Source organism: Cobetia sp. PDI-23MA (assembly GCF_059507735.1).
In genome coordinates, this window is sequence record NZ_CM183352.1 from 3,686,903 (window position 1) to 3,711,591 (window position 24,689).

Here is a 24,689-nt window from a genome sequence, read left to right on the forward strand (position 1 = left end):
AAGGATTCCCGTGGCCGGTCGTCTGTATATCCCCCCCTACCCCGCTGACCTGCCCCCCGACGAACTGTTCGGGTCGCTGGCGACTCCCGCGCTCGAACGCCAGTTGCGCAGCGAACTGCTGGTCAGTGCCAATCGCGCCCCGCGCATGCCCGCCTCGATGCTGCGCCTGGAAGGCCCCAGCCTGCGACTGGTGCCGGCACTCTGGGGCCTGACACCCAGCTGGCTGGAGATCATGGACCGCGCCCCGCACGTGGCGCGTGCAGAGTCGCTGGAAACGCGACGCATGTTCCGCGAGTCGTTCATCAGCCAACGGGCACTGATCCCCGTCGGCGGTGTCTATGTGTGGAAGGAACAACCGCGCATGAAGCAGCCGTTTCTGGTCACGCACCCGACCCGCGCTCCGCTTTTGCTGGCCGCCCTCTGGACGCGCCACTTCAGCGCCCCCCTGATGGAGGGGCTACCCCCCGAGGGTCGCGACAGCTTCGCGCTGATCAGTGTCGAGTGCGCCGGGGTCACGTCACGCCTGACCGATCGCATGCCCGCCGTGATCGCGCCGCATCAGGTACGCGACTGGCTGAATGCCGAGACGCCGCTGGAGACAGCGCGCAGCATGCTGACGCCGAACGCCAGCCTGGCCGCCTTCCCGGTCGCACGGCTCGTCAACGACCCCGAGCATCAGGAGTGGAGCGTCGCCCACCCCACCGGCCCGATGCTGACCTGAATCCGCCTGCGCCGACGGCACGTATCGAGGATGGCGGCACTGCATCACTCTACCGCCTCGCGCGCATGTTCGCCCAATGAGAACCATCACCGAATCAGCGCCACCTGCCCGAGCAGCGGTGGCATGAATCAGGAGAGAAGATGTCACTGCCTTCAGGATTTCGTCCGCTTGCAATGAGCACGGCCATTGCCGCCATCGTCATGGGTGGTCTGGCACCGGCCACCAGCCATGCCGATACCCGCCCGGCTTCTGCGCCCGCATCGTCACTCGCGCCGGCCGCCAACTTCGCCTCAAGCACGGCGTCTGTCAGGGCCGAGCAGGCCAGTCCGGTCATCAAGAGCGAGAACGACCAGCGACTCTATCGCAGCCTGATCCTCGACAACGGCCTCAAGGTCCTGCTGGTCAGTGATGCCAAGGCCGACAAGGCCGCCGCCGCCGTCGATGTCGAAGTCGGCAGCGCCCAGGACCCCGACGATGTTCCGGGGCTGGCGCATTTCCTGGAGCACATGCTGTTCCTCGGCACCGATCGCTACCCGAAGCCGGACGCCTACCAGGACTTCATCACCAAGCATGGCGGCCAGCACAACGCCTTCACCGCCAGCCAGGACACCAACTACTTCTTCGACATCGACCCGGACGCCTTCGATGAAGCGCTGCCGCGCTTTGCGCGCTTCTTCGTCGCACCACAGTTCAACGCCGACTACGTGGATCGCGAGCGCCATGCGGTCAATTCCGAGTATCAGGCGCGCCTGCAGGACGATGGCCGGCGCATCTACGAGGCTGTCGAAGCGGCCCTCAATCCGGAACACCCCTTCAACCGCTTCAGCGTCGGCAGTCTCGAGACCCTCAAGGACACCGAGGCCGGTAGCCTGCGCCAGCGTCTGGTCGATTTCTATCAGTCTCACTACGGCGCCAACGTGATGCGCCTGTCACTGGTCGGGCCGCAGTCGCTGGAAACGCTCGAGCAACTGGCCCGTGACAACTTCAGTGATGTGCCAGATCGTGGGTTGTCGCGTCCCGAGATCACCACGCCCCTGGCCAGCGGTGACGATCTGCCGGCACGCCTTGAGGTCAGGGCACTCAAGCAGGAGCGCAAGCTGTCGTTCATGTTCCCCATCGACGACCCGATCGCCCACTACCGCTCACAGCCGGTCAGCTACCTGGCCAACCTGATCGGTCACGAAGGCGAAGGCAGTCTACTGGCAGTGCTCAAGGACAAGGGCTGGGCAGATGGCCTCTCGGCCGGCGGTGGCCTCAGTGATGGCGAGCATGCCCTGCTCAGCGTCGACATCAGCCTGACCCCGGAAGGCGCGCAGCATCAGGCGGAAATCCGCGCCGCGCTGTTCGACTATCTGGCCCTGATCCGCGCTGAGGGCATCAACGACTGGCGCTATACCGAACAGGCACAGCTGGGTGAGCAGAGCTTCCGCTTCCAACAGCGCAGCTCGCCGGTCAATCTGGCCAGCAATCTGGCGATGATGATGACGCGCTACCCGGTCGAGGACGTGCTGGCGGCGCCCTACCTGATGCAGGACTTCGACCCGGACCTGATCAAGGACACCCTCGCTCGCCTGACACCCGACAACCTGCTGGAGGTCTACTCCGGCCCGCAGGTGGAGGGTGACAAACAGGGCGAGTGGTTCAAGGCGCCCTACACCCTGACGCGCCTGACGGCGGATACCGCTGCTCAGACAGCCGGCGACGACACCCTGGCCAGTCAGCTGGCGCTGCCCGGGCCAAATCCCTATCTGGCCAAGGATTTCCGCGTACTCGACCTGGCCGACGCCAAGCCGAGCCAGTTGATCGATGAGCCCGGTGCCGAGCTCTGGTATCAGGGCGACGCAAGCTTCGGCGTGCCGAAGGCCGAATGGCGCTTCGGTCTGCTCAATCCCGACGTCAATCGCTCGGTGGATGACCAGGCCATGAGTCAGGTGCTGGCGGCGTGGCTGAATGACAGCCTCAACGCGCGTCTGTATCCGGCACGTCTGGCCGGGCAGGATGCGCTGGTCTATGCCCATGGGCGTGGCATCACGCTGCAGTTCAGTGGCTGGCGTGATGGTCAGCAGCCGGAAATGCGCGAAGTGCTCGACCAGCTGGTGAATGGCGAGATGGCCCCCGCCACCCTGGAGCGCATCACTCAACGCCTGCGTCGCAGCCTGCAGAATCGCGTTCAGGCACCGCTCTACACGCGCCTGGGCCGCAGCCTCAGCGAAACGCTGGTCGGCCTGCCGAGCACCGCCGAGCAACAGCTGGCGGCCCTGGACAAGATCGACGCCGAATCATTGGACAGCTTCCGCAAGCGCTTTCTTGCCAAGCTGCACGTGCAGGCGATGGTGACCGGCAACCTGACCGCCGACCAGGCCCGCGAGACCGGCCAGCTGGTGATCAACGGGCTTGCGCCGCGCATCACTCGCGAGGCGGTGCCAGACCTGGAAGTGCGTCAGGTCACCCACCACACGGTACTGCGTCCGGACAGCACACGCGGCGATGCCGGCGCCTTGCGCTACCTGCAGGGCAAGGACCGTACGCTGCAGACCCAGGCCCGCATCGCGGTGCTGGGTCAGCTGCTTGAAGCGCCCTTCTACAGCCAGCTGCGCACCGAGGAGCAACTCGGCTATATCGTCTCCGCGCGCTATTCGCCCATGCTCGATGCGCCGGGGCTGAGTCTGCTGGTGCAGTCGCCGTCCAAGGACAGCAAGACGCTGTTTTCGCGCATGGATGCCTTCCTCACCCGCTTCGACAGCCGCGTGCAGTCACTGGATGAGGCCGCGCTTGCCAGCTACCGTGACGCCGTCGTCGACAGCCTGACCCAGAAGCCCCGCAAGCTATCCGAGCTGGCAGCGCGCAACTGGAGCGAGCTGAGCTTCGGCTGGACGGACTTTGACCGCCGTCAGCAACTGGTTGCGGCCGTCGAGCAGGTCAGCGCGCAGGATATCCGCGCCATCTGGCAGCAGATGAATGACGCCAGCGCGCTGGAACTGGCCTTCGACCCCGGCACGCCCAGCGACTTCGACCAGCGTCTCACGGAACTGGACCTGCCGCCGCTGCCCGAGGCGCCGCGCACCGAGACAGGCGCGACCCTGGCGGCCCCCTCAGCCGAGGCCAGCGGCAATGCCCAGCATTGAGTCTCGCCGGCCCGCCAGCGGCTTGACGGGCAAACAAGGCACTGACCCTCACCGGCCGGACGCCTGAAACGACAAGACCCCGACGAGGTGCAGTTCAATCACCGCGTCGGGGTCTTGTTCCTTCATGCCTTGCCGGCAAGCACAGCGGGCCGGCTAGCCCGTCATCAGCCGAAGGCCTGCGGCGGCATGATGCCTTCCACGTACATCGCCAGCTCTTCGAGAATCTGCACGCGCTCCGGGTCCTGCTCGCTCTGGGCCAGCCGCTGGATCTCGCTGACGAAGCCCTTCACGGTCAGGCTCGCGACCTGCTCATCGTTCATGCGCTCCCAGCGCCACTGCTCCCAGCGTTCGCGCTCGGCGGAGTTGAGCGTGTAGCCGTAGCTGCGCGCACGATAGCGGAACAGCATCTCCTCGAGGCGGCCATCCTGGAAGGCGAACGGCGTATCATCCAGCGCCTCGGGATGGGTGGCGCGTACCCGCTCCATCTCCTTGCGGTCCGCGGGCGAGAAGAAGCCGCCGGAGTAGAGCATCAAGTCCGGATCAGCCGGCCCGGCCGGCGGCGCCTCGGCAAATACCTGCGCCACCTTCACGCCGACACCGGCGTTGTCCTTCAGCCACTTCCAGTGCACGCGACACTGGGCGGGGTCGATCTTGAAGCGCGCCGCGATCTCGCCGTACTCGCCCTCATGCGGCCCGGACACATCCTTGAGCGCATTGGCCGGCAGCAGCACCGGACTCTTGTTGAGATGGATGACCTTGAGCGGAATCCGCTCCTCGCCTTCCGCGAGGTCATCGGCACTGGCGAAGACACGGGCACGTATCTCTTCCGGTGACAGTTCCATCAACGGTGCCGGGTCGACCGAGAGGTCATAGACGATCACGCCATTGGCATTCGAAGGATGCTCCGCCAGCGGCACCACCAGCGCGCCGCAGGCCCGCGAGGCCGGATAGCGACGCGAGATGTGCAGCATCGGCTTGCGTGCGCCAATATCCAGCAGGCTGGCGACATGGCGCTTGTTGCGCAGCTTGAGCAGATAATCGAACAGCCGCGCATTGCGCGACTTGAGCAGGCATGCCAGCGCGATAGTGGCGCGCACGTCCACCAGCGCGTCATGCGCGCCGGCGTGCTCGATGCCATTGGCCGCCGTCAGATGCTCCAGACGGAAGCTGGGCGCACCATCTTCACGCTTGGGCCATTCGATGCCTTCCGGGCGCAGGGCATGGAAGGCGCGCACGACATCGATCAGGTCCCAGCGCGAATTGCCGTTCTGCCACTCACGCCCGTAGGGATCGAGGAAGTTGCGGTAGAACAGATGACGGCTGACTTCATCATCGAAGCGCAGGCTGTTGTAGCCCAGCGTGCAGGTCCCCGGCACGCTCATCTCATCATTGATGCGCCCGGCGAACTCGGCCTCGGGAATGCCGCGACGCTCGGCCTGCTGCGGGGTGATGCCGGTGATCAGACACGCCATCGGCTGGGGCAGGAAGTCATCGGCCGGCTTGCAATAGAGGGTCAGCGGCTCGCCGATCTCGTTGAAGTCAGCATCGGTACGGATGGCCGCGAACTGCGAAGGACGGTCACGGCGCGGGTCGGCGCCGAAGGTCTCGTAGTCGTGCCACAGGAAGGTGGGCTCTGCCACAGGATGTCTCCACGCGGGCGGTCGAAAAATGAACGTGCCAGAGCACCGTCTCCAGCAAGGCTGGCACGGTGCTCTGGCAGGCATTGGCATGGGCTGGCTCGGGACGTCGCAGGGGATGCCCGCTCGGCAACGCCTCAGGTGACAAGCACCCGACGCCCCGCGAACTCAGGCCTCGCCGGGGCGCGGCAGAGTGACGTTGAGTTCCAGCACCGAGCAGTCGTCTTCGCGGTCCAGCGAGATGTTGATGGCATCCTGGTCGACCTGCACATACTTGCGAATCACCTCGAGCAGCTCACGCTCCAGCATCGGCATGTAATCCGGCTGGTCACGCTGGCTACGCTGGTGCGCGACGATGATCTGCAGCCGCTCCTTGGCGACATTGGCGGTCTTCTTGCGCTCTCGCTTCAGAAAATCCAGTAATTTCACTTGCGCCCCCCTCCAAACATTCTGGCCAGCAGGCCGCGCTTCTCGACTTCATGGAAACGCAGCTGCACTTCCTCGCCCAACAGGCGGGACACGCAATCCACGTACGCCTGGCCGGCATCGCTCTTCTGGTCATGCGTGACCGGCACACCCTGGTTGGACGCGCGCAGCACGGCGTCGGATTCCGGAATCAGGCCGATCAGCGGGATCGACAGGATTTCCTGGATATCGGTCAGGTTGAGCATGTCTCCGCCGGTGACGCGCGCCGGATGGTAACGGGTGATCAGCAGGTGTTCACGCACCGGGGAGTCGCCATTCTCGGCACGACGTGTCTTGGAGGACAGCAGGCCGATGATGCGGTCGGAGTCACGTACCGAGCTGACTTCCGGGTTGGTCACCACCACGGCCTCGTCAGCGAAGTACATCGCCAGCTGGGCACCGCGCTCGATACCGGCCGGCGAGTCACAGATGACGTAATCGAACTCCTCGCGCAGCGCGTCGAGCACCTTCTCGACGCCTTCCAGCGTCAGCGCGTCCTTGTCACGGGTCTGGGAGGCCGGAAGGATGTGCAGGTTGTCGATGCGCTTGTCGCGGATCAGGGCCTGCTTGAGATTGGCTTCGCCCTGGATGACGTTGACCAGGTCGTAGACCACACGGCGCTCGCAGCCCATGATCAGGTCCAGGTTACGCAGGCCCACATCGAAATCGATCACTACGGTCTTGTTGCCGCGCAAAGCCAGTCCGGTGGCAATGGCGGCGGCGCTGGTCGTCTTGCCGACGCCGCCCTTGCCTGACGTCACTACGATAATCTTGGCCAAAGCTGTCTTCCTTGCTGAGAGTCCCTCGCCGAGCGAGGATCACCGGTAAGTATTGGATATCTAAGTATTGGATATCTAAGTATTGGATATCGTTCTGAACACAGTGCTGGGATCAGCCGAGTCGTGCGATACAGAGTTGGTCATGTTCAAGCACGACTTCGACATTGGCACCCAGCAGGCGATTGTCGATGTCATCGAGTCGCTTGTAGGTTCCGGCCACCGAGAGCAACTCGGCGTGCAGTTCCCTGCAGTAGATGCTGGCGTTGCGATCGCCATGGATACCCGCCAGCGCGCGGCCACGCAGAGCGCCATAGATATGCACACTGCCGGCGGCCAGGATCTCGGCGCCGGCATTCACCGCGCCGATGATGACCAGATCGCCCTCCGGTGCGCTGACCTGCTGGCCCGAACGCACCGTCCCCCGATACACCTTGCTGGCGTGGGCCGGCTCCGCTTTCTCGGCCGCGCTGTCCGTGACCGTCTCGGCAGGTTCGGCGACCGGCTCAGCGGCCACCGGCGGCACGGACTCGAGGGAGCGCCCGCGATTCTCCTGCGGCGGGAACCACCCCAGTCCCAGTGCCCAGGCGGACTGACGCACCGGGTCTCCACCACCACGCACCGCGACCGGCAACAGCTTGTGGCCACGGCAGACGGCACAGATGCGCTCCAGCGCCAGATGCGGCTCGTCGAGCTTCTCGACGCTCAGCACCACCGGCGTATGTTGAAAGAAGGCCGGCGACTGGCTGAGCTTGCTGGCCAGCTGAGCACGGATCTGCTCCGGATCACCGCTGACCAGCTCCATGACCGTCATCGGCAGCATGCCGCCCTTGAAGGTGAAGGCCTGAGGGGCCCTGTCCGTACTGAGACTCATGACCTGACTCCGGTTGCGTAAAGGAGTGTCGAAGCCCTCCGACACTCTCGATGATGCACGTGCTGTTCACGGCATCCTCAAGGCGACCCTCGATGGGAAAGGCCACCTGAATAACATAGCTCGCCGTCGCACACGGCACAGCGACTGCTTGAGAGGCGCCGAGCATGAATGACAGACACTGAATGGCATAGCGGTAACGTACAAAACTATGTGAGCGGACACAGTGCTGCAACTGATGATACGGCCAGCAGCAGGCACTGTCAGGTGTCGCGAGCCTACGACGTACCTCCCTTGCCGACCTGTCACCCGCCGCCGGTTGCCCTGCACGCCGCCGCGCGCGTGCAATAAGACACATCGATCGACATGCGATACCACACAACGGGGGGCTGTGACTGGTAAGATAGCGGGGTGACGAAATTCATGCGCCGTCACTCCGCCCACTCCGCCGTGCCCACCCGATTGCACCCGCCGAGTGTGCGGCCAATTGTTGCGCCCCTCTATTTTTTGCCTGGATAACCGCTCTCTCATGACCGGACTGCTCTCCCGCCTCACTGGCCGCCTGTTCACTCCTCGCTGGCAACACGCCAACCCTGCCATTCGCTCCGCTGCCACTGACCAGCTTGATCCGGAGATTCCAGACCAGCGCAATATCCTGGAGACCCTGATCCTCGAAGATGACGCCTTGGAGGTGCGCCATGCCGCCCTGACGCGCATGCAATCTCCCGAGCGTCTGCTGCCGCTGCTCGACCGCGCCGATGGCCTGGTACGCGAGCGCCTGATCGAACTGTTGAGCGGCGGCCAGGATGCGCCCTCTCTGTTGAGCCGTGAACAGCTGGTCGAGCGCCTGGACGATAGCGAACTGCTCTCCGCCGTGGCAGCTCGCGGCGACAACCAGCAACTGCGTCTGACCGCACTGAGCCGACTGGAAGATGAAGAGGCGCTGATCCACCAGGCCTGCCACAACACCATCGCTGCCGTGCGTCATGCCGCTGCCGCCCGCATCACCAGCCAGGCCGGTCTCGAGCGTCTGGTGCGTGATGCCAAGCGTGATCGTCACGTGCAGCGTCAGGCGCGCGACATCCTCGCTCAGCGTCGTGCCGATGCCCAGCAGGCCGATGCGCTGGCCGCCAGCCGCGACAACCTGCTGCGCCAGATGGAAAAGCTGCCGCGTCAGGCATGGGAAGACAGCGTGCCCTCGCGTTACCGCTCGCTGCTGCGCGAGTGGGAGCGTCTGCCGGCCGCGGACTACGACATCCAGCAGCGCTTCGAAGAGGCACGCCAGCAGGCGCACAAGGTCATCAGCGACCATGAGGCCCGCGAGGAAGCCATTCGCGCCCATGAGCGTCTGAGCGCCAACCTCAATACGCACCTGGAAGAGATTCTCAGCGCCGTGGATCAGGCGCGGGAAGACCTCTACAGCCGCGACTGCGTCAATGATCACGACTTCGCCAGCCTGCAGGCCCAACGCCGACTGCAGGGAGAGCGCTGGCGCGAGCTGACCGACCAGTTCTCGGCCCCGTCCGAACTGCTCGAACGTCAGCAGCGCCTGCAACAGCAGCTGCAGGATGCCCTCGATGCCTGGCATCGCCATCAGCTGTGCCAGGGCGAGCTGGATGCCGCGCTGATCGACAATGACATCGACCAGCTGCGTCGTCTGGAAAGCGAGGTGGCCTGGCCTGCGGGTCTGCCGCAGACCGCCAGCCTGAGCGCGGTGCGTCAGGCGATCAGCGCGGCACAGCCGGAAGAGCCGACGGAGGCAGCGCAAGAGCAGGACGCGGTCGATGAAAGCCCTGCACAAGACACAGAGTCAGCTGACGCCTCCCGCGAGGGCGACGGCACTGCGCGCAAGGCGAGCCTGGACCTGGACGCACTGGACGCCGAACTGGCACGCCTGGAAGCGGATCTCGATGCCGGCAAGCTCAAGCCAGCCAGTCGTCTGCATCGCTCACTGCGCGATCGTACCGAAGGCCAGCTCGACAATGCCCGCCAGACTCGCCTGCGCCAGCTGGGCGCGCGTGTCGCGGAACTCCGTGACTGGCAGAACTTCGTCGCGGCGCCCAAACGCGAGCAGCTGCTCGAGGCCATCACCACCCTGAGCGAGCGTGATGACATCAGCGATGAGCAGCGCGACCGCCAGCACCAGCAGCTGATTCAGCAATGGCGCGAGCTAGGTGATGCAGCCGCCAGCCGCGATGCCAGCCAGGCGTTCCGCACCGCCTCTGACGCCATCAAGCTGCGTCTGCGGGATTACCGCGAATCGCGCAAGCAGCTGCGTGAACACAATCTGGCCATGCGCCAAGCGCTCTGCGAGCAGCTTGAATCGCTCAACGGTCACGCCATGGATGATGCCGACCCCGACTCCCTGCGCCAGATTCGCGATCGCGCCCGTGAGGAATGGCGTCGCCACACGCCGGTACCTGCAGGCCCCGGTCGCCAGCTGTCGCACCGCTTCGGTGAGGCGCTGACGGCACTGCAGGCGCTGATCGACAGCCGCGCGGGTCAGATCGCCGCCGCCAAGCAGGCACTGGTCGACGCCGTCGAGGCGCTGGCCAATGAGGACTCGCCGGCACGCGCCCGCGCCGAACAGGCCAAGGCCCTGCAGAGTCGCTGGCGCGAGATGGGCCGCGCGCCCAAGGGCGAAGAACAACGCCTATGGGCCGCCTTCCGCGCGGCGTGCGACCGCATCTTCGCCGCGCGCGATCAGGACCGCGAAGACCGCGACAGCCGCGAGCAGGCACGCCTGGATCAGTGGCAGGCGTTGATCGAGCGCCTCGACAGCTGGGAGCCGGAGACGCTGGAAGACGCCGCCCTGCTCGATGACGCCTTGAAGGAAGCCGACACCCTCGGCCCGCTGCCGCGTGGCAAGCGGGGTGACGGCATGCGTCGTCGCTGGACCGGCATTCTCAAGCGTCGCGAGCAGCGTCTGGACGAACTGCACGCCCTGCAATTGCGCGAGGAATGGCAGCAATGGCGTGACCTGCTCGAACAGCACGCCGTGGCGGATGCCAGCGCGCGCAACGGCGACGTGCAGGATGTCGCGCTGCCGAGCACCTCGGCCTTCGACGACAACAGCCGTCAGGCCAATGCGGCGCGCAACCAGATGCGTCAGGCCCTGCCGAGCAACTGCAGCGCCGCCAACGAGCGCCTGGCCGAGCTGCGTGTCCACCTGGCCATTCTTTTCGAGGCCCCGCTGGGCAGCGAAGATGAGTCACGCCGCCTGACCGTGCAGGTCGCGCGCATCAACCAGCAGCTGGGTGAGCGCATGGAGCGTGAAGAAGAGCTGGATGAGGTGCTGGATGCGCTGCTCGCCAACGGTCCGCTGGACTGGGACGCCTGGCAGACCGAACTGCCGCGCTTCGATGCGCTGTTCAATCACTGAGTCAGTGCTCTTGAGCTGGTGACGACGCGCTCGCAAGACTGAAGTCATGGCAACGAAAAGCCCCCGCCTCGAGAGAGACGGGGGCTTTTTCATTCTCTTGCCAGAGGGGCCGGGTGCCAACCCTGCACTGGCTCACTCCAGCGCAGAGCATCAGCCCATGAACTGGCCGCCATTGATGTCCAGGTTGGCACCGGTGATGAAGCCGGATTTCTCGTCGGCCAGGAAGGCGACCGCGCGTGCGATCTCATCCGGCTGGCCGTAGCGCTTGACCGGGATGGTCTCGCGGATCGATTCACGGATCTCTTCGGGGATCTTCATGATCATGTCGGTGGCGATATAGCCCGGCGACAGGGTGTTGACGGTGATGCCCTTGGTCGCGGTTTCCTGCGCCAGGGCCATGGTCAGGCCATGCATGCCCGCCTTGGCAGCCGAGTAGTTGACCTGCCCGAACTGCCCCTTGCGGCCATTGATGGAGGAGATGTTCACGATGCGGCCGTACTTGTGCTCCAGCATGTCATTGATGACGGCACGGCAGGTGTTGAAGACGCTGTCGAGGTTGCAGTTGATGACTTCGCGCCACTGCTCATAGCTCATCTTGCGCATGGAGGTATCACGCGTGATACCGGCGCAGTTGACCAGTACCGCGATCGGGCCGAAGCGCTCACGGATTTCGTTGACGCCTGCCTGACAGGCTTCGAAGTTGTCCAGCTCGATACCGGACAGTGCGATGTTCTCGAACCCGGCAGCACACTGTTCCGACAGCCACCCCTCTGCCTTTTCCTTGTTCCTGTAACCCGCAATTACCTGATACCCCTGGTTCGCCAGCTCGCGGCAGATAGCGGAACCAATGCCACCGGTACCACCGGTAACCCATGCGACGGGTGCTGTCTGTGTCATCTTATTGCGTCTCCCTAATCCTGGAACGTCCTGTGTCCTTGGCTTGGGCACAGCTTGGCGAATCTGCGGACACCCCGCCCTGAGAAAACGAGAATGCCTGCAACGACAACAATGACCCGTATCTCTAACAGCCTGATGACAATCGTGCACTCTGTGACGCCTGCCATCCGCCTGTGCGAGACGCGTCCTCCTCAGTATGGACAGGATGCAGAGGGAATGTATGTAGCAGATCTCTCACACAAGATGTCGATAATCGCTCGAGATGCGTAGATGGGTTGGTGACGACTCACCGGACACGAGATGTTTGCGTCAATTACGGGATAACGGTTGACGCAGCACTGTATATCCTTATACTACGCCCCACGTTGATGCGGGGTGGAGCAGTCTGGTAGCTCGTCGGGCTCATAACCCGAAGGTCATCGGTTCAAATCCGGTCCCCGCTACCACTGACAAGTCGTTGCCTATCAAGGTAATTCCCGGTCAGACACCAACGTGATGTTGCGGGATGGAGCAGTCTGGTAGCTCGTCGGGCTCATAACCCGAAGGTCATCGGTTCAAATCCGGTTCCCGCTACCAACCTCTGATGCGTCAGAGTTGGAGCAAAGGCAGTACCCAGTGTTGCGGGGTGGAGCAGTCTGGTAGCTCGTCGGGCTCATAACCCGAAGGTCATCGGTTCAAATCCGGTCCCCGCTACCAAGAATTCGAAAGGCCTGATGCCATGCATCAGGCCTTTTTCGTATGCGTGACATTCCTGTGCGAGGATATCGCTGAGGCCAGCGCCCGGACCTCGCTTGCCCCTTTCTCAACGCCCATCATTTTCACACTCATCGCGTCAGCCCCAAGGAAGTGCCTGCATGCGCCACTGGCTGGTCAAGACCGAACCCGATGCCTTCTCGCTGAATGACCTGCGCCGCGAATCACCGGCGCTCTGGGATGGCGTGCGCAACTATCAGGCGCGTAACTTCCTGCGTGAGATGCAGCTCGGTGATGTCGTGCTCATCCAGCACTCCAGCTGCAAGATACCTGCGGTGGTCGGCCTGGCCGTCGTCAGCGAACTCGCCCTGCCCGACCCGACGGCCAGTGACCCCGAGCACAAGGGCTTCGACCCACGTCAGGTGGCAGATATCGATGCCGGCAAGCCTCCGCGCTGGGTCGCCCCGCGCCTGAGCTACCTTCGCCCGCTGCGCACCTCCCTGCCCATCGCGCGCCTGAAGGCCCGGCCCGAGCTGGCGGACAGCCACCTGGTGCGCCGCGCACGCCTGTCCGTGATGCCGCTCAGCGAGAGCGAAGCCGCCTGCATCGCCAGCCTGGCCGACGACACCCTGCTGCCGTGAACCGACGCGCCCGGGGCGCTCCCGCGAGGAAGTGACCGGCAGCGCCTTGAACTCCACTGCGACGGGCCGCATCATCAGGCCAACCGGCTCGCGCGCGAGCCTTGAATCGCAGACAGAATTTCGGGGCATGCACCATGATCATCGATCCCAATACCGGCCAGCCACTGACCGGCAATGACACCACCGCCGCCCAGCCACAAGGGGTGGTCGGCGGCGGTGCCGCCAGTGCGCCGCGCCAGGCAGAAGACGCCAACACCTACATCATCGATGTGGACATGAGCAATCTTCAGCAGGTGCTGGAAGCCTCACAGCAAGTGCCGGTACTGCTGGATTGCTGGTCGCCGCAGAGCGAGCATTGTCTCGTCCTGACACCGATTCTCGAGAAGCTGGCACGTGAATATGCGGGTGGCTTCATCCTGGCCAAGCTGAACGCCGAGGAGCAGCAGGACATCGCCGCCCAGCTGGGCGTGCGCTCGGTGCCGGATGTCAAGCTGGTCATCCAGGGCGGTCTGGCAGGCAATTTCACCGGCGCACGCCCGGAAGCCGAGATTCGCCAGTTCCTCGAGCAGCACAAGGTCCAGCCGGCGGCCGGCGCAGGACCCAGCCTCACGGAGCAGGCGGCCACTGCGCTGGAAAGCGGCGATCTCGTCACCGCCAAGGCGCTGTATCAGCAACTGGCGCAGGAATCCCCCGAGACACCGGAATACCGCATCCACCTCGCCTCGGTACTGGTCGCCGAAGGCAATGGTGAAGAGGCCCGTCAGCTGCTGGATTCCCTCAAGCCGGAAGACCGTGACGGTGCCCAGGCGCGAGGCGTACGCGCACGCATCGACTTCATCGCCGAGGCACCGTCTCCCGAAGAGGTGCAGGCGATGATCGAGCGGGACGACAGCGAAGCCCGCTACCAGCGCGCCATGCGCGATCTGGCGGATGGCCACTACGAGCTGGCGCTGGATACCCTGATCAGCCTGGTGAAGACCGACCGCCAGTACGGCGATGATCTGGCACGCAAGACGCTGCTGCGCGTCTTCGACGCCCTTGGGGCGACCCATGAGCTGACGGTGCGCTTCCGTCGCCAACTGTTCGCCCTGATGTACTGATTCTGCTGGTGCGCTGACCGTACTGATGAGCTGAACACGCCACGCAGACGACAAGGCCCCGCTTCCGGTCAAGGAAGCGGGGCCTTGTCATTGAGGGCCCGCCGTCGCGCCGACTCAAGGGCTAACGACGGCTCCAGCCCTTGAGAAGCGAGGGGCGAGCACGCGATTCGCGCACACTGGGCGGAAAGTCCACCTCCAGTTCCTGGCCCGCAGACTTCACGGCGTCTGGCGCAGATGGGGTGGCAGATGACGCCGCGGATGCACGGCAGCGTGAAGATGGCGGCGATGAACGCGCCAGCCGCAGGCTCCCGCCCTGACAACACCATTCACGACAGGCCGTCACGCCTGCATCCCTGCTTGCTGGCCGCCCCTGTCGCGGCGTCTCTGCCACCTCATGTCTCATCGTCGCATCTCCTGATGACAAGCCCCTCCCGATGAGCGGCCTGCCCTCAGAGTTGACGATAATGATTCTCAATTCAAGTTTGCGTTGAGCGATAGCTGCCAACGAAACGCCGCAGACTGACCCAGATCAACTCCGGCTCTGTCGACTCCCCTTCCTGGCCGCTTCGCTCGCCCCCTCGATCCCTTCGCCAACCTCAACCTTTCTGCAGGCGCTCATCCATCTGCTGCAGCGCCTGCTCCAGCTGGACGCGCGTGGTGGCGTAGTTCAGGCGAACGAAGCCCGGCCAACCGAAGTCTGCGCCATCCGACAGCGCGACATCACACTCCTCGAGCAGCGTCTGCTGCGGAGACTCCCCGAGCCCTGCCTTGCGCATATCCAACCAGGCCAGATAGGTGGCCTGCGGGCGTGACATGCTGACGCCGTCCCAGCGTGCCACATGGCTTTCCAGCAGATCGAGGTTGTCACGCAGCACGCCCAGCAACTCCTGACGCCACGGCTCACCCTCGCGCCACGCCGCCTCGGTCGCGGCCATGCCCAGCACATTGGTATCGGGCATCAAGCCATTGGCGGCGCCGGTGAAGCGTGCACGCAGCCCGGGATCGGTGATCACCGCGCAGGCGAACGTCAGCCCGGCGGTATTGAAGGTCTTGGAGGGCGCCCATAGGGTCACGCAGCGTGCCGCCAGTCGCTCGTTCAGGCTGGCCAGCGGGATATGGCGGGCCGTCGGATCCACCACCAGATCCGCATGCAGCTCATCGGAGACCACCAGCAGATCGTGACGCTCGACCAGCTCCGCCAGCGCCTCGAGCTCTTCCTCGCACCAGACGCGGCCGGTAGGATTGTGCGGGTGGCACCATAGCAGCAGCTCGGTCTCGGGTGTGATGGCCGCTTCCAGGGCCTCCAGGTCCAGACGCCAGGGGCCGCCTTGCGTCTCGGGCTCTGCCAGCGGCGCCATCTGCGCCACTCGCCCGGTCTTCTGTGCCACCTTGAGGAAGGGCGGGTAGATCGGGGTCGTCGTGACCACGCCCGCGCCGGGAGAGGTCAACGCCAGACTGGCCAGGTGCAAGGCCGGCACCACGCCCGGCAGCCAGACGATGGCATCACGCGGCACCTCCCAGCCATAATGCTCGCGACTCCAGTCACACAGGCTGTCATCGAGGCTCTCCGACGGCTTGGCATAGCCGTAGACCGGATGCGCCACTCGCTCGGCCAGCGCTCGTGTCACGGCGGGCGGGGCGCTGAAGTCCATGTCGGCAATCCAGAGGGGCATGACGTCCGTGGCGTAGCGATCCCACTTCTGGGAAGGGTACTGGCGTCGATCGAGCGGGGTGATGAAATCGAATGGCAAGATGGAGTCTCCCTGTGGCGGGCAAATTTGGCAGGCAACGCGAGCAGTGCGCTCGCCTCACACCGCCTTCTGGCGGCGAGAAGAATACCTGTGGACCAACTACAGCATAAGGCTTTGTGCATGTCTGAAGACACCTTTTACCCACAGGCCCAGCGCGGGCTGCCCGGTCTGTTGCGCGCCTGGCTGACCCATGGCCGTGGCGACAGCGAGCGCCTCGCCGTGCTGCTGGCTGATACCGCGCGCGTCGCGAGTCTTGGCCAACCCGCCAGCAATCCCGATGGCGAGACACTGGAACAGTGGGCCGCCCAAGGCGGTGCGCCGCTGTGGGCGCCCAAAGCAGCGCTGTTCCTGTTGATGCAGATGCCGGCACGCCCGGTGCCGCAGGGGCCGGAGGATGCCTGCGCCTGGGCCTACTGCTGGTTGCGCATGCGCGAACACGACAGTCCCGCGGCCGCCCTGATGGCGCTGCCGGAACATCTGCGTCAGCCGCTGGCCTGGCCCATCGAAGCCGCCTGGCAAGACCTGACGCATCAGCGGCTGATCTAGCCGCGCCGATTGTCGAGCGCCCGCAGCGCTGTTGGTGAGCAGCGCTGCGTTTTTCTCGGCCCTCCTTCCTCCCCCCTCCTCGTATTTCCCTCCCTGCTGACCCGCTCTTGCCCGCTCTATATCCTTGTCCGCTCCCGCCCGTTCCTGTCCGCTGAGCTCTATCTCTGCCCGCACTCTCCTTGCAACTCCTTATCCTTGCGGCTCCTACTCCTTGCCCCTGCGTCACTCCCTGGTCACATCCTCTTCACTCCCGCTCCTCCCTGCCACTGATGGCGATTCTGATGGTGCCCTCAAAGGACAGCTCGTCCCCCTCTCGGCATTGCTGGCAGCCATGGGTAGCAGTTTTCTCAACGAATATTGTCACCACCGACTAGTCGCGTTGCGGAAACCTGAGCCTCGTCAACGCGTAACTGACGCCATTTCGTTTAATCATCGTTTTGTGAAGCGATATACCCGATAGGATTTCTTGTGTGAGCGAGGAGTAAAGTTCTTTCAACCGCAACGAAACGGTAATTCAACAAGAATCCGCTGGCGCGACACGACGACCAGCAAGCTTCAGGAGAAGCTCCATGACCACCTCCCTGATTGTCGGACTAGATGGAACCTCGGGCGGCGACAGTGCCATTGCCTATGCCAAACGCGTCGCCTCTCTGGTGGGCGCGGAAACCAGGATCATTCTCTGCTACGTGGTCGAATGGTCGCCCTACAGCTTCAACACACCGGAGGAGAACGCCCAGCGTGCCAGCCGCCGCGAGAACGAGATCAAGCTGGCGCGCGAACGTGTACTGACGCCCGCCATCAGCGAGCTGGAAAAGGAGGGCTATCAGGTCGAGGGGCGTGTCCGCCACGGCGATGCCGCCGAGATTCTCAGCCTGCTGGCGCGTGAGGTGAATGCCGAGCAGATCATCGTCGGCCGCAAGGGGGAAAGCGTCCGCTCACGCATCTTCGGCAGCGTCACTGCCCATCTGATTCAAGAGGCCTCGGTGCCCGTCACCATCGTTCCCTGAGACAGGCGCCTCCCGCACCAGCCGCCTGCAGAGATTTGCACCCGACAATAACGACAATTCGCTTTTCGAGGTTACCTCTCATGAGTCGATTCCGCTCCCTGGCCCCCTGGGCTGCCGCCATGGCAGCCCTCATGGCCGCAAGCTCTGCCCGTGCCGAAGGCATGGACCAGGCCATCAGTGACATCGTCGGACCGATCGTCAACCCGATCGTCTCGACCATCTTCTATTCCGTACCGGTGGCCGGCACCCAGTTCCCGCTGATCGTCGGCTGGCTGATCATCGCGGCGGTCGTCTTCACGCTCTATTTCGGCTTCGTGCAGTTCCGCCTGTTCGGCCATGCCGTGCGTCTGGTCAAGGGTGACTACACCGACCCGAAGGATGAAGGCGAGGTATCCCACTTCCAGGCACTGGCCACGGCGCTGTCAGGCACGGTTGGCCTGGGCAACATCGCCGGTGTCGCGGTCGCCGTCTCGCTGGGCGGACCGGGCGCGACCTTCTGGATGATTCTGGCCGGTCTGCTCGGCATGGCCTCCAAGTTCTGTGAATGTACGCTTGGCGTGAAGTACCGCAACGTCAACGCGGATGGCTCCATCTCCGGCGGCCCGATGTACTACCTGTCCAAGGGCTTCGCGGAAAATGGCAAGGCGGGGCTGGGCAAGGTACTCGCGGTGTTCTTCGCCATCTGCGCCATCGGCGGCTCCATCGGCGGCGGCAACATGTTCCAGGCCAACCAGTCCTATCAGCAGGCCGTCAACGTCACCGGCGGTGATGCCAGCTTCCTGGTCGGCTACGGCTGGCTGTTCGGTCTGGTGATGGCTGCCATCGTCGGCATGGTCATCATTGGCGGCATCAAGTCCATCGCACGTGTCACCGAGAAGCTGGTGCCGATGATGGCTGTCATCTACGTGATCGCGGCGATCATCATCCTCGGCTTCAACTTCAGCGCGATTCCGGCTGCCTTCGGCGCCATCATCGAAGGTGCCTTCGCACCGGTCGCGGTCGGCGGCGGTATCGTCGGCGTATTGATCCAGGGCTTCAAGCGTGCCGCCTTCTCCAATGAAGCCGGTATCGGTTCCGCGGCCATCGCCCACTCCGCGGTCAAGACTTCCCAGCCGGCCACCGAAGGCATCGTCGCCCTGCTCGAGCCCTTCATCGATACCGTCGTCATCTGCACCATGACCGCGCTGGTCATCGTCATCACCGGCGCCTACCAGGTCGAAGGCCTCGGCGGCGTCCAGCTGACGTCCTACGCCTTCGAGACCGCCTTCCCGTGGTTCCCGTATGTGCTGGCCCTGGCCGTGTTGATGTTCGCCTTCTCCACCATGCTGTCCTGGTCCTACTACGGCCTGAAGGCCTGGACCTACCTGTTCGGCGAGAGCAAGGGCTCCGAGACCGTCTACAAGCTGATCTTCCTCGCCTTCGTGGTCATCGGTGCCTCCATGAGCCTTGGCCCGGTCATCGACTTCTCCGACGCCATGATCTTCGCCATGTCCATCGCCAACATCATCGGCCTCTACTATCTGATGCCGGTCGTGAAGCGTGAGCTGGCCCAGTACATCGCCAAACTGAAGTCCGGCGAGATCGCACCGGTCGACAAGAAAGCCAAGCGCCAGAACGCGTGATCCCCATCACGCCCAGGCGGGCCTGACACACCGTCAGCCGCCGCATCACCCCAGGCCCCTGCCCATCGGCAGGGGCTTTTTCGTTGTCGATCATGCAATTCCGTGCATTGGACGGCTGAAACCACCCAAGTCGGATTGCCGCAACGCAGCGCAATGGGTAGGGTGTGGCGCTCACTGGCCACACTGGCCGGAACCCGTATCAACGAGGACGTCTCATGCTCGCTTCCATGCATGCCATGGTGCTGCGCAATCCCGGCCCGGATGCCGACTTCGTGGCGACCGAATGCCCGCTGCCCACTCCCGGCCCCGGCCAGGTGCGCATTCGTGTCGCTGCCTCCAGCGTCAATCCACTGGATCTCAAGCTGGCCAGCGGTCAGGTGCCTCTCCTGCCGCCAGCGCCCTGTGTGCTGCACGGCGACTTGGCCGGTGTGATCGATGCCGTCGGCGATGACGTGCTGGCCTTCTCGCCCGGCGACGAGGTGCTCGGCTTTGCCGGCGGTGTCGCCGCTCATCCGGGTGCGCTGGCGGAATACATGCTCGCCGATGAACGCCTGATCACCCGCAAGCCGCGCCGCCTGAGCTTCATGGAAGCCGCCGCGTTGCCGGCAGTGTTCATCACCGCCTGGCAGGCACTGGTGGAGCGTGGCCGGCTGGAAGCGGGACAACGCGTGCTGATCCACGGCGGCGCCGGTGGCGTCGGCCATGTGGCATTGCAGATCGCCCGTTGCATCGGCGCGGAAGTCGCCACCACGGTGTCCAGCGATGCCAAGGCCCGGGCAGCACGCGACTGCGGCGCGGACCACGTCATCCGCTACCGCGAGGAAGCCGTGGCCGATTACGTGGCCCGGCTGACGGGTGGCGAGGGCTTCGACCTGGTCTTCGATTGCGTCGGCGGCGACAACCTGGCGGCCAGCTTCGCCGCCAGCAAGCTGGGCGGGCGCATCGTGACCATCAACGCGCGCACCACGGTGGATCTCTCGCCGCTGCACGCCGGCAGCCGCAGCCTGGAAGTGCTGTCGATCCTGCTGCCGCTGACCGCTGGCATCGGACATGAACAGCAGCGCCAGGCGCTGGGCAAGCTGGTGGAGCTGGTCGAGGAAGGCGAATTCAAGGTGCGCCTCGATGAGCGTCAGTTCGACTTCAGCGAGGTCGCCGAGGCCCATCGTCATCAGGCCTCCGGCAAGGCAGTGGGCAAGATCTCGCTGGTGCGCCGTCAGTTCTGGGACGCCGCCCAATGAGCGCAGCACTTCAGGGTGAGCTGGGCCTGCAACTGCTCAAGCTGCTGATCTCGGTGGCGGTGGTGATCGGGCTGTCACTGATCGCGGAGCGCCTCTCGACGCGCATGGCCGGGCTGCTGTCCGGCTACCCGCTGGGTACGGCCATCACGCTGGGCTTCATCGGCGTGGAGATTTCCCCCGAGTTTGCCGGCCAGAGCGCCGTCTATACCCTGGCCGGCTTCTCCTCGACGCTGGCGCTGGGGGTCGGTTACTGGCTATGCGGGCGTGCCCAAGGGCTGCGCGGCGTCATCAACGGCACCCTGGGCGGCCTGCTGGGCTGGCTGATCGCCAGTCTGGCACTGGCGCAGTTCGAGTTCACACGCGTCAGCGGCGTGATCGTGACGCTGATCGCCATCGTGCTGTGCATGCGCCTCTATCGCGGCGTACCGGAAAGCACGGCGCGCAAGTCACCCTTCTCCTGGGTCTCGCTGCTGGCGCGCGCCGGACTGGCCGCCGGCATCGTGTTCGGCATCACCGCGCTGGCCCACCTGCTGCCGCCCTCCTGGGCAGGCCTGGTGGCGGCCTTCCCGGTCACCATGTACCCGCTGCTGGTGATTCTGCATCTCACCCAGGGGCCGGTAGCCGTCGCGACCGTCATCAAGCACTACCCGGCCGGCCTCGGCTCACTATTGTGCTACGCGCTGGTGGTCTCGCTCAGCTACCCCGGCATGGGGGTCGGCCTGGGCACCCTGCTCGGTTTCATCGTGGCGACGGCGTGGCTGGGCGTGTTCACGCCGTTGCAACGTCGACTAGCCTCACGACGTACAGCCAGCGCCTGAGCTTCCTGATAGGCTGAAATGCCGCATGGATGCCCAGGAGCGACGCATGTACTTCAAGACACTGGAACCGGCCTTCTTCGACACCGATGCCCTCGGGCACATCAACAATACGCGCCTGCCGGCCTGGTTCGAGTGGGCGCGCAATGACCTGTTCCGCGTCTTCGTGCCGGACCTCGATCCGCGCAAGTGGCCGCTGATCATGGCGCGCATCGAGGTCGACTTCCTCGCCGAGCTGCAATATGGCCAGCCGGTGGAGATTCGCACCTGGCTGTCGCGCCTCGGCGGCAGCTCCTTCACCGTGACCCAGGAAGCGTGGCAAAGCGGCGTCTGCGGCGCGCGCGGCCACTGCGTGCTGGTGCAGTTCGATCATCATGCCAAGCAATCGCTGCCCATCGAGGGCGAGCTGCGCGCGACCCTGGTCAGCCATGTGCACGAGCACACCGACAGCGCCGAACTGGATGTCCCGGCCCTGCGCAAAGCCGCCCGGGCACTCGGCACGCACAGCGCCACCTCAGAGGGGAGCGTGCCGGCATGACACCCGCGCTCAAGCTGCTCAAGGGCAAGCCACACCGCACACTCGAATATACCCACGACCCGCGAGCCCCCGCCTACGGGGAAGAGGCTGCCCACACGCTGGGGCTGGATCCCGCCCAGGTCTTCAAGACCCTCGTCTGCCAGCTGGAAGGCGGCAACGCACGTCAGCCGCTGGTGGTCGCCGTGGTGCCGGTCAGCGGCACGCTCGACCTCAAGGCACTGGCACGCGCCTGCGGGGCACGCAAGGCGGCACTGGCCGCGCATGATGCCGCCGAACGTGCCACCGGCTATGTGGTCGGCGGCATTAGTCCGCTGGGGCAGAAGAAGCGTCTGCCACTGTGGGTCGATGACAGCGCTGCGACACAGGCGGAAATCTTCATCAGCGGCGGTCGCCGTGGACTGGAGATAGCGCTCGCCCCCGCGTTACTGTGTGAGCTGGGCAATGGTCAGTTCGCCCCGCTGGCCCGTGACGACTGATGGCCGCGGGCCGGGCATTCCAGCACAGGCACTTCATGGCAGGCCCTGCATGATGGACTCTCCACGACGAGCACCCGCCACAGCACCGCGTCAGCGAGGAGGCCCGATGGGCATTCGCTACAGCAAGTGGATCTATCCGGACATGACCGAGCTGCATGCGCAGGTCGAAGCGGCGCTGGAGCAATGGTTCAGTGAGCGCTTCGCCGACTACCCGCACATCAGCTTGCCGGGCCTTGACCCCTACGATTATGATGGCTGGTTCAATCGTCTGGCCCCGGAGCTGATGGCGCGCGGCAGTGACTACTGCGAGCGTGAATGGCATGGCTATGTGCCAAGCCCCCAGCAGCTCAACCAGGCTTTCTTCCGGGCCGTATCCCGGTCCAACAAGTGTGTGCTGGAGCCTGACCGCAAGCATGGTGATCCTGACCAATCATAGTCCCGACGCGCGGGAGCTCGAGATCATCGAGCGCCAGCTCGGGCGCAAGCCGCGCGGCATCCAGGCCGTGGCCGCCACTGATGGCGAGGGCACGCCGCTGGTGCTGCGCATGCATTCGCTGGTGGATGGCAAGCCCTTCCCGACCCTCTACTGGCTGTGCGATGAACGCCTCAAGATCTCGCTGTCACGCATCGAGGCCGAAGGCGTCATCAAGGGGCTGGAAGAACGCCTCAAGACCGACGAGGAACTACTGGCACGCTACCGTGCCAGCCATGAGGCCTACGTCGCCGAACGCTGGAGCTTCATGAGCGAAGCCGAGCGCAACGCCATCGAGACCCAGGGCTTCACTGAGCTGATGCGTGAACGTGGCGTCGGCGGTATCCGTGACTGGAATCAGGTGCGCTGCCTGCACACCCAGTACGCCCAGCATCTCGCCTACGCCGAGGGCAACGCCATCGGTCACTGGGTCGATGCCCATTACGACGTGCTGTCCGAGCTGCCCTGAGCTCTGGCGACGCTCAACCCGATGCCGTCGGCTTGAATGCAGAAGACGAAGAAGCCCGCCAATTGGCGGGCTTCTTGCGTCGGGACGAGCGTCAGGCCTACAGCGAGTGCGCGAAGACCAGCGCGATGCACAGCGGGCAGATCAGGCGCACGTACCACGGCCAGATCTTCCAGAACAGGCTGGACTCGATGTCCGGCGCCCCGCTCTGGATCTCCTTGAGCAGCGCATGGCGCGACATCGCCCAGCCGACCAGCAGGCACATCACCAGCGCGACCAGCGGCTGGCTGTACTGGGTGGTCAACATGATCACCAGGCCGAACAGTGCCCCGAAGTTGGCGGCGATGGTCAGGCTGATGGCCATGATGGCGGCACCGACGGCCAAGGTAGCGGCACGCCGACCCAACCAGCCACGCTCGACCACGAAGGACACCGGCACTTCCAGCATCGAGATGGACGAGGTGATGCCCGCCACGCTCATCAGCGCGAAGAACGCCACCATCAGGGTGCCACCTGCGCCGCCCATCTGGCCGAACAGCGCCGGCAGCGTGTCGAACAGCAGAGTATCCGAGCTCTTGAGCAAGCCCTCGGCATCGAAGATCTCGACGCCCAGATGACGCGCAGCATACATGGCCGGAATCACCAGCAGGCCGGCGAGGAAGGCGATGCCGACATCGATCAGCGTCACCAGCACACCGAGACGCGGCAGGTGCTGCTCCGGCCCCAGATAGGAGCCGTAGATCAGCATCGCGCCCACACCGAGCGACAGCGAGAAGAACGCCTGGCCCATCGCGCTCAGCATCAGGTCGGCATCGAAGATGCGGTCCCACTGCGGCATCAGGTAGACGCTCAGGCCTTCATCGGCGCCCGGCAGGGTCAAAACGTAGCCGATCAATCCGACCAGCAGCATCAGCAACAGCGGCATCAGCCGCGTGGACCATTTCTCGATCCCGCCGCGCACGCCGCCGACCACGATCGCCATCGTCAGGGCGAGGAAAACCGCCGTCAGCGAGACATTGCGCGTGAAGTCGAAGGTGGTCAGCCAGCTGGCGGCGGAACTCATGCCCAGTGCATCAGCGACCGGCGCGGCGGTATAGCCCAGCAGCCAGCCCGCGACGATGGCATAGAAGGCCAGAATCAGGCTGGCGGTCAGCATGCCCGCCCAGCCCGCCAGCGCGCCGAAGCGCTTGGTAATGCCTTGTCCGAGGCTCATGCTGGTGACGATGTTGGCCTGACCATGGCGGCCGATGACAAGCTCAGCCATCAAGGCCGGCCATGCCAACAGGAAGGCCAGCACCAGATACATCACCACGAAGGCCCCGCCTCCGTTGTTGGCCGTCTGGGACGGGAAGCCCCACACGTTGCCAAGTCCTACTGCCGAACCAGCGGCGGCCATCAAGAAGCCCAGCCGACTGGCAAAGCGTCCGCGCACCTGCGCCATCTGCCTCTC

Annotated in this window: 20 protein-coding genes, 3 tRNA genes and 1 pseudogene; 17 read left to right on the forward strand and 7 right to left on the reverse strand. The window is 64.7% G+C overall.

Annotated elements, in window-relative coordinates:
- Window positions 1-10 precede the first annotated feature (10 nt).
- Window positions 11-721, forward strand: a complete 711-nt coding sequence (locus AC5WNJ_RS15625; RefSeq protein ID WP_495930146.1) for an SOS response-associated peptidase — start codon at window positions 11-13, stop codon at window positions 719-721.
- 140 nt (window positions 722-861) lie between these two features.
- Window positions 862-3,846, forward strand: coding sequence for an insulinase family protein (locus tag AC5WNJ_RS15630; RefSeq protein ID WP_495930147.1), 2,985 nt, complete (start codon window positions 862-864; stop codon window positions 3,844-3,846).
- 164 nt (window positions 3,847-4,010) lie between these two features.
- Here AC5WNJ_RS15630 and sbcB read toward each other — a convergent pair whose 3' ends face one another.
- The 4 genes from sbcB to minC form a co-directional block, all read right to left on the reverse strand.
- A complete protein-coding gene (gene sbcB, locus AC5WNJ_RS15635) occupies window positions 4,011-5,486 on the reverse strand; it encodes an exodeoxyribonuclease I (protein WP_495930148.1) in 1,476 nt (491 codons plus the stop codon).
- Window positions 5,487-5,651: 165 nt separating this feature from the next.
- A complete protein-coding gene (gene minE / locus AC5WNJ_RS15640) occupies window positions 5,652-5,912 on the reverse strand; it encodes a cell division topological specificity factor MinE (RefSeq protein ID WP_043336475.1) in 261 nt (86 codons plus the stop codon).
- Entirely contained in the window at window positions 5,909-6,727 is an 819-nt protein-coding gene (gene minD, locus AC5WNJ_RS15645; protein WP_176678104.1) for a septum site-determining protein MinD, read from the reverse strand. The genes minE and minD overlap by 4 nt, the downstream gene beginning before the upstream one ends.
- A gap of 112 nt (window positions 6,728-6,839) precedes the next feature.
- On the reverse strand, window positions 6,840-7,598 hold the full coding sequence (gene minC, locus AC5WNJ_RS15650) for a septum site-determining protein MinC (protein ID WP_176678105.1): 759 nt from the start codon (window positions 7,596-7,598) through the stop codon (window positions 6,840-6,842).
- A gap of 526 nt (window positions 7,599-8,124) precedes the next feature.
- On the opposite strand from minC, the gene AC5WNJ_RS15655 reads away from it, so the two are divergent.
- Window positions 8,125-10,977: a DUF349 domain-containing protein gene (locus tag AC5WNJ_RS15655; protein ID WP_495930149.1), complete on the forward strand. Its 2,853-nt coding sequence runs from the start codon at window positions 8,125-8,127 to the stop codon at window positions 10,975-10,977.
- A gap of 150 nt (window positions 10,978-11,127) precedes the next feature.
- On the opposite strand, the gene phbB is transcribed toward AC5WNJ_RS15655, so the two are convergent.
- Complete coding sequence (gene phbB, locus AC5WNJ_RS15660) at window positions 11,128-11,874, reverse strand: acetoacetyl-CoA reductase (RefSeq protein WP_495930150.1); 747 nt, start codon at window positions 11,872-11,874, stop codon at window positions 11,128-11,130.
- Window positions 11,875-12,243: 369 nt separating this feature from the next.
- Between phbB and AC5WNJ_RS15665 the strand changes: the two genes are divergently transcribed.
- From AC5WNJ_RS15665 to AC5WNJ_RS15685, 5 genes are all read left to right on the forward strand, one after another.
- Window positions 12,244-12,320: transfer RNA gene (locus AC5WNJ_RS15665), tRNA-Met, on the forward strand.
- Between the two features lie 53 nt (window positions 12,321-12,373).
- Window positions 12,374-12,450, forward strand: a tRNA-Met gene (locus AC5WNJ_RS15670).
- A 43-nt stretch (window positions 12,451-12,493) separates the two neighbouring features.
- Window positions 12,494-12,570, forward strand: a tRNA-Met gene (locus AC5WNJ_RS15675).
- Between the two features lie 158 nt (window positions 12,571-12,728).
- Window positions 12,729-13,208: an EVE domain-containing protein gene (locus AC5WNJ_RS15680; protein ID WP_495930151.1), complete on the forward strand. Its 480-nt coding sequence runs from the start codon at window positions 12,729-12,731 to the stop codon at window positions 13,206-13,208.
- A 134-nt stretch (window positions 13,209-13,342) separates the two neighbouring features.
- A complete protein-coding gene (locus tag AC5WNJ_RS15685) occupies window positions 13,343-14,308 on the forward strand; it encodes a tetratricopeptide repeat protein (RefSeq protein WP_495930152.1) in 966 nt (321 codons plus the stop codon).
- 596 nt (window positions 14,309-14,904) lie between these two features.
- Here the strand turns inward: AC5WNJ_RS15685 and AC5WNJ_RS15690 are convergent.
- Window positions 14,905-16,059: a MalY/PatB family protein gene (locus tag AC5WNJ_RS15690; protein WP_495930153.1), complete on the reverse strand. Its 1,155-nt coding sequence runs from the start codon at window positions 16,057-16,059 to the stop codon at window positions 14,905-14,907.
- Window positions 16,060-16,179: 120 nt separating this feature from the next.
- Here AC5WNJ_RS15690 and AC5WNJ_RS15695 point away from each other — a divergent pair, with 120 nt between their 5' ends.
- The 9 genes and pseudogenes from AC5WNJ_RS15695 to AC5WNJ_RS15735 all read left to right on the forward strand — a co-directional run bounded on the left by AC5WNJ_RS15695 (window position 16,180) and on the right by AC5WNJ_RS15735 (window position 23,242).
- On the forward strand, window positions 16,180-16,605 hold the full coding sequence (locus tag AC5WNJ_RS15695; protein WP_495930154.1) for a hypothetical protein: 426 nt from the start codon (window positions 16,180-16,182) through the stop codon (window positions 16,603-16,605).
- 569 nt (window positions 16,606-17,174) lie between these two features.
- Window positions 17,175-17,612 carry a universal stress protein gene (locus AC5WNJ_RS15700; protein ID WP_495930155.1) on the forward strand — a complete coding sequence of 146 codons (438 nt, stop codon included), beginning with the start codon at window positions 17,175-17,177 and terminating at the stop codon, window positions 17,610-17,612.
- 80 nt (window positions 17,613-17,692) lie between these two features.
- On the forward strand, window positions 17,693-19,234 hold the full coding sequence (locus AC5WNJ_RS15705) for an alanine/glycine:cation symporter family protein (protein ID WP_495930156.1): 1,542 nt from the start codon (window positions 17,693-17,695) through the stop codon (window positions 19,232-19,234).
- A gap of 215 nt (window positions 19,235-19,449) precedes the next feature.
- Window positions 19,450-20,472: a zinc-binding dehydrogenase gene (locus tag AC5WNJ_RS15710; RefSeq protein WP_495930157.1), complete on the forward strand. Its 1,023-nt coding sequence runs from the start codon at window positions 19,450-19,452 to the stop codon at window positions 20,470-20,472.
- Window positions 20,469-21,290 carry a hypothetical protein gene (locus AC5WNJ_RS15715; RefSeq protein ID WP_175090758.1) on the forward strand — a complete coding sequence of 274 codons (822 nt, stop codon included), beginning with the start codon at window positions 20,469-20,471 and terminating at the stop codon, window positions 21,288-21,290. Before AC5WNJ_RS15710 ends, AC5WNJ_RS15715 begins: the two co-directional genes overlap by 4 nt.
- A 46-nt stretch (window positions 21,291-21,336) precedes the next feature.
- Window positions 21,337-21,726: pseudogene (locus tag AC5WNJ_RS15720) on the forward strand (acyl-CoA thioesterase); the annotation flags it as partial.
- Between the two features lie 95 nt (window positions 21,727-21,821).
- Window positions 21,822-22,301, forward strand: a complete 480-nt coding sequence (locus AC5WNJ_RS15725; RefSeq protein ID WP_495930158.1) for an aminoacyl-tRNA deacylase — start codon at window positions 21,822-21,824, stop codon at window positions 22,299-22,301.
- Window positions 22,302-22,407: 106 nt separating this feature from the next.
- Window positions 22,408-22,737 carry a hypothetical protein gene (locus AC5WNJ_RS15730; protein ID WP_176678116.1) on the forward strand — a complete coding sequence of 110 codons (330 nt, stop codon included), beginning with the start codon at window positions 22,408-22,410 and terminating at the stop codon, window positions 22,735-22,737.
- Window positions 22,715-23,242 (forward strand): DUF501 domain-containing protein, encoded by a 528-nt coding sequence (locus AC5WNJ_RS15735; RefSeq protein ID WP_176678117.1) that lies wholly within the window; start codon window positions 22,715-22,717, stop codon window positions 23,240-23,242. Before AC5WNJ_RS15730 ends, AC5WNJ_RS15735 begins: the two co-directional genes overlap by 23 nt.
- Before the next feature lie 97 nt (window positions 23,243-23,339).
- Here AC5WNJ_RS15735 and AC5WNJ_RS15740 read toward each other — a convergent pair whose 3' ends face one another.
- A complete protein-coding gene (locus AC5WNJ_RS15740; RefSeq protein WP_495930159.1) occupies window positions 23,340-24,680 on the reverse strand; it encodes a sodium-dependent transporter in 1,341 nt (446 codons plus the stop codon).
- Window positions 24,681-24,689: the final 9 nt, after the last annotated feature.

What these genes read in the sequence shown, in the direction of transcription:
- AC5WNJ_RS15680 (WP_495930151.1), top strand. Translation starts at nt 12,729, where the DNA reads ATGCGCCACTGGCTGGTCAAGACCGAACCCGATGCCTTCTCGCTGAAT.
- AC5WNJ_RS15740 (WP_495930159.1), bottom strand. Translation starts at nt 24,680, where the DNA reads ATGGCGCAGGTGCGCGGACGCTTTGCCAGTCGGCTGGGCTTCTTGATG.
- AC5WNJ_RS15710 (WP_495930157.1), top strand. Translation starts at nt 19,450, where the DNA reads ATGCTCGCTTCCATGCATGCCATGGTGCTGCGCAATCCCGGCCCGGAT.
- AC5WNJ_RS15630 (WP_495930147.1), top strand. Translation starts at nt 862, where the DNA reads ATGTCACTGCCTTCAGGATTTCGTCCGCTTGCAATGAGCACGGCCATT.
- AC5WNJ_RS15685 (WP_495930152.1), top strand. Translation starts at nt 13,343, where the DNA reads ATGATCATCGATCCCAATACCGGCCAGCCACTGACCGGCAATGACACC.
- AC5WNJ_RS15700 (WP_495930155.1), top strand. Translation starts at nt 17,175, where the DNA reads ATGACCACCTCCCTGATTGTCGGACTAGATGGAACCTCGGGCGGCGAC.
- AC5WNJ_RS15735 (WP_176678117.1), top strand. Translation starts at nt 22,715, where the DNA reads ATGGTGATCCTGACCAATCATAGTCCCGACGCGCGGGAGCTCGAGATC.
- minC (WP_176678105.1), bottom strand. Translation starts at nt 7,598, where the DNA reads ATGAGTCTCAGTACGGACAGGGCCCCTCAGGCCTTCACCTTCAAGGGC.
- AC5WNJ_RS15725 (WP_495930158.1), top strand. Translation starts at nt 21,822, where the DNA reads ATGACACCCGCGCTCAAGCTGCTCAAGGGCAAGCCACACCGCACACTC.
- AC5WNJ_RS15715 (WP_175090758.1), top strand. Translation starts at nt 20,469, where the DNA reads ATGAGCGCAGCACTTCAGGGTGAGCTGGGCCTGCAACTGCTCAAGCTG.
- AC5WNJ_RS15730 (WP_176678116.1), top strand. Translation starts at nt 22,408, where the DNA reads ATGGGCATTCGCTACAGCAAGTGGATCTATCCGGACATGACCGAGCTG.
- phbB (WP_495930150.1), bottom strand. Translation starts at nt 11,874, where the DNA reads ATGACACAGACAGCACCCGTCGCATGGGTTACCGGTGGTACCGGTGGC.
- AC5WNJ_RS15655 (WP_495930149.1), top strand. Translation starts at nt 8,125, where the DNA reads ATGACCGGACTGCTCTCCCGCCTCACTGGCCGCCTGTTCACTCCTCGC.
- AC5WNJ_RS15705 (WP_495930156.1), top strand. Translation starts at nt 17,693, where the DNA reads ATGAGTCGATTCCGCTCCCTGGCCCCCTGGGCTGCCGCCATGGCAGCC.
- AC5WNJ_RS15695 (WP_495930154.1), top strand. Translation starts at nt 16,180, where the DNA reads ATGTCTGAAGACACCTTTTACCCACAGGCCCAGCGCGGGCTGCCCGGT.